Origin of the sequence: Spirosoma lacussanchae, from assembly GCF_005870035.1 — a bacterium.
GTDB classification, from domain to species: Bacteria; Bacteroidota; Bacteroidia; order Cytophagales; family Spirosomataceae; genus Spirosoma; species Spirosoma lacussanchae.
In genome coordinates, this window is the sequence record NZ_SWJG01000020.1 from 1 (window position 1) to 3,862 (window position 3,862).

General features: G+C 49.3%; 2 protein-coding genes. One reads left to right on the forward strand and one right to left on the reverse strand.

The features are described 5' to 3' along the window. Positions 1 to 33: 33 nt before the first annotated feature. Positions 34 to 3,102, reverse strand: a complete 3,069-nt coding sequence (locus FBR45_RS26245) for a Tn3 family transposase (RefSeq protein WP_138507424.1) — start codon at positions 3,100 to 3,102, stop codon at positions 34 to 36. Positions 3,103 to 3,247: 145 nt separating this feature from the next. Here FBR45_RS26245 and FBR45_RS26250 point away from each other — a divergent pair, with 145 nt between their 5' ends. Further along, entirely contained in the window at positions 3,248 to 3,811 is a 564-nt protein-coding gene (locus FBR45_RS26250; protein ID WP_138507425.1) for a recombinase family protein, read from the forward strand. The last annotated feature ends 51 nt before the right edge of the window (positions 3,812 to 3,862 follow it).

Consider the following 3,862-nt stretch of genomic DNA (forward strand, 5'->3'; position numbering starts at 1 on the left):
GGGGGGCTGCCCACATTCGTACGAAATGTTCCATCAAACTGGTTTTGCTTCCTCCTTTAAGAGTTGACCCAATTCTAGACTGACCAAATTTCGTAACGTGCCTTCCGAAAAGTCATATTCGCCTTGAAAATTGATATGTTTCCAACTCAGCGGAGCTGTATCAGGCAGACCGCTTAACAGTTGACTGCGCTCAAGGGGATTCAATTCCTGGAGTTTTTGAGAGATATGCAACATATTCCAGCACGTCATCGCATTGATTAGCAACTGCTTACTGCGAGCCATCACGAGTAGGTCTTCCTTGGTGGCATACCGCACTAAACCGTTTTTGCCCAAGTTCAATTCAGCCGCCAGCTGATGCATATTCTCTATTTTGGTTAACTGATGGTTGACCCGACGACGGGTTTCTTCTTCGTGCATGTATTGAAACAGGAAGGTCGTCCGTACAATCCGACCTAACTCGCGCAGGGCCAGATAAAGCGGATGATGACTGGCATACGAAGTGAGTCTTCTTAGGAGCGTTGAAGGCAGCGCATGATTCAGTTTTATGGTCGCTAAGAAGCGTTTGATTGTATCCCACTGTTGGGCGATCAGACCCGGATTGACCAACCCGCCCGTTTTAAAAGCGTACCCGTCCTGGGGCTGGATTGGCATATCCGGCATCCCATACAGGGTGGCCACATGAAAGTCTTTGATGCGCGGCTGAAACACCATTCCCAATAAGTACGTCACAGCAAAGTTCAGATCGGTCACTCCATGGGTGTCCGTTGAATGGGTTTGCTCCTGAGGCATTGTTGACGCATTGTGTAATAAGCCATCCAGTACATACCAAGCCTCGTAATCACCTGATGAAAAGACCGTTGTGTAGAAGATAGGGTAGTTATCACTGATGAAACTGTAAATGGTCACCCCCTTATCCTTGCCGAAATATTTGGCCGAATAGTTGGCGTGAATCGAGTCCAGGGCCAGGATATATTTCTGACCATCCGAGGCTGAACGATAAACCGTTTCCTCTTCCCGCAGCAACGAAGAAACGGGTAACTGGTGCATCAGGGCCGTAACCCGGTCGTTGGCCAGTAGTAGGTTTTGCGAGGAGAAATACCAGTTCGTGGCCCGTTCCAATTCGTTCAGCGGCACGGCGGATGTTTTCGCCATATGGTGCAGCCCCAGGTTACAACCCCAACCGATCAGTGTGGCCAGATTAACCGTTATGGGTAGTACCGGTTGGTGATTGTGTTCCATCCGATGGGTAAGCGCACCGGTAAACTGGGTATATCGGTCAACGGTGTGAAGTACCTCAAAAATAGACACGTAAAAGTCTTTGGGATATACATCGTACGGGGTTGATTGGGGGTGCTTTTTAGGGGTGACAAACCGTAAGCCACCTTTCTTGCGCTTTCGTACAAACAGGTTTTCGCCGTCATTTATAGCATTCAGCGTTTGAGCCATCTGCTCTTTAAACCGGGTTTCGAGGTCAGCGCGCACAGTGGGCCAGCTCTCCAACTCCCGTAATCCGGCCCGTTCCAATAAGGTTTGCTGCTGGGTTTCCCAGGTTTGTTCGTCGATCAGATAGTCTTCAAATGCCTTGTAGGAATGAGAAGTGCGAACCGTAATGCGGCCACCTTTCAATTCCTCCATCACATATTGCGCCAAGAGTACCCGGTACAGAGCCAGATCAACGATGGGCTGGAGTACAGCCTGCCGCTCATCACGCGTCAGAAAATCGACGGGCAGATCAGCCGGTTTACTCAGTTGGCTGATGTTTCCTGCCTTCTGCTGGTAGAACGCCAGTGCCTTCATAACCAGATTATGGGGATGTTGCCCACGGAACTCCAGGTGGCGCAGTAAGTCAGCAATGCGATTCATCAACGCACGTGACTGCTCGCCCAGAGCCTGATGCAGAAAAGCCCCCTGCTGGTGTTTGACCGCCTGCTTGTGTAAGTGTTCAACCGATGGTACCAGTTTGAGAAACGCATCGAGCGTATCAGCTTTCATCAATTTCATCCAGCCCGCATATTTTTCCTCCTGTGTCTGATCAAACGAAAACGCAATGGCCTGCATCTGCTGGACAAAACCGGCCTGAGTCAAATAACTGGCGAAGATGGCTTCGACGTTAACTATATTTTCGGCCTGTATGGCCAATAGGCGGGCATCCCGTTTTTCCTCAGCCTGGCTAATGGCCAAGGTAGTAGCTTGCATAAAAGTTTGGAGCAATATATCGCTCAGGTGAAAATACTGATAGGAAATAAAGCAACACAAAATCAGGTGCTTACGTAGTCTTCGCTTGACCTGAAACACATCGGCCCGGAGTACATACTCAGCATAGTATTCGATCATTTCCTCGGATAAATCAAGCTTTGTCAGCAAAGGCAACAGAACCTGGTACCGTTTTTTGAGGTCTTTGACCAAACTCATATTATGGCGAATCACACTCAGGCGCATCAGTTCCTGGGCATTTTTGAGCCGGGCCAGTTGGTGAATGCTACGACCGGAGGCATCGGGTGGGAGTTTGTCGAACAGCTCATCGAGCACAAGTATCTGTTCAGGGGTAATCGTCTCAACCAGGGTTTGATCGAGCCGTTGCTCGACATCGCGGATAGCCTCACTAATCAACTCACAAAGCGCGAAATACGTGGGCACTTCAATCCGATGCATCCGGGTGAAAGCGCAGACATTCCAAAAGACCCGTTCGGGGTGAACCTGTCGCCCGACCAAATACCGAGCTTCCTGTTGTACGATCATTTTACGAGCTCCCATAAAAGGGGCAACGCCCAGGGCTTCGCGGATGAGTTGTCGATGACGACCTAACGTGTTGCGTCGGTAGGTTATAAAATCAAGATCGAGTGGGTTGAGTCCAAGTTGGCGGGCTACGAAAATAATATCACTTGGGTTGAATGTCAGCGTTTTGAAGAACCTGCCTGTTGCTTTGAAGTATCCCCACTGTAATAGAAAGCCTGCTCGGTTAACCGGCCTATCGAGTCCATTTACCTGTGACCTTAGCCAGTCTGGTATAGCAAAAAAATAGTCTTGCTGTTGTCGCTGAAATCGGGGTGGCCGCTCAAATTCCTGCCGGGCTATGGCATCTAAAACCTCTAAGCGGGCCATAAGGAAGCGTAAAGAAAAGGAGGGTTTGTTTGCCTATCGGCCATTAACCGGGAAATAGGCGTAAAAGTGACCCAAAATAGGCAAAAAACTTGGTCAATGAATCAACGTCAAGTATCTTGATGACGAATCAAGTTTTTTTACTATTATGCTAATTGGCTACGCCCGAGTTTCGACCCACGACCAGCTTTTGGATGCTCAGGAGGATTTACTACGAGCCGCTGGCTGTGAAAAGGTATTGACCGACAAGATTAGTGGGACGGTGGCTGAACGGTCAGGTTTAAACGAGGTTAAGAAACTTTTGCGATCTGGCGACACATTGGTGGTCTGGCGGTTGGATCGGTTAGGTCGCTCGTTGAAAGACCTCATCGAGTGGGTCGCTTACCTGGATAGTCAGGGTGTGGCCTTGAAAAGCTTACACGAGTCGATTGATACCTCGACTTCAACGGGTAAATTAGTCTTCCACCTGTTTGGGGCATTAGCTGAGTTTGAGCGCAACTTGATTCAGGAGCGAACGATGACAGGATTATCGGCTGCTCGGGCGCGAGGCCGCTTAGGCGGTCGGCCCCAAATTCTGAATGCGGATAAACAGGCATTAGCTGTTCAACTCTACGAAGCCAAGAAAACCTCCGTCAAAAAGATTTGCGAGCTGTTAGCTATTAGTAAGCCCACGCTGTATGCCTACATACGTGCCAGCCAGAAAGCTAGCTGATGTATGTAGGTTTCTTGATGGAACATTTCGTACGAATGTGGGCAGCCCCCC

Coding starts and splice junctions, on each gene's coding strand:
- FBR45_RS26245 (WP_138507424.1), bottom strand. CDS start 3,102: ATGGCCCGCTTAGAGGTTTTAGATGCCATAGCCCGGCAGGAATTTGAG.
- FBR45_RS26250 (WP_138507425.1), top strand. CDS start 3,248: ATGCTAATTGGCTACGCCCGAGTTTCGACCCACGACCAGCTTTTGGAT.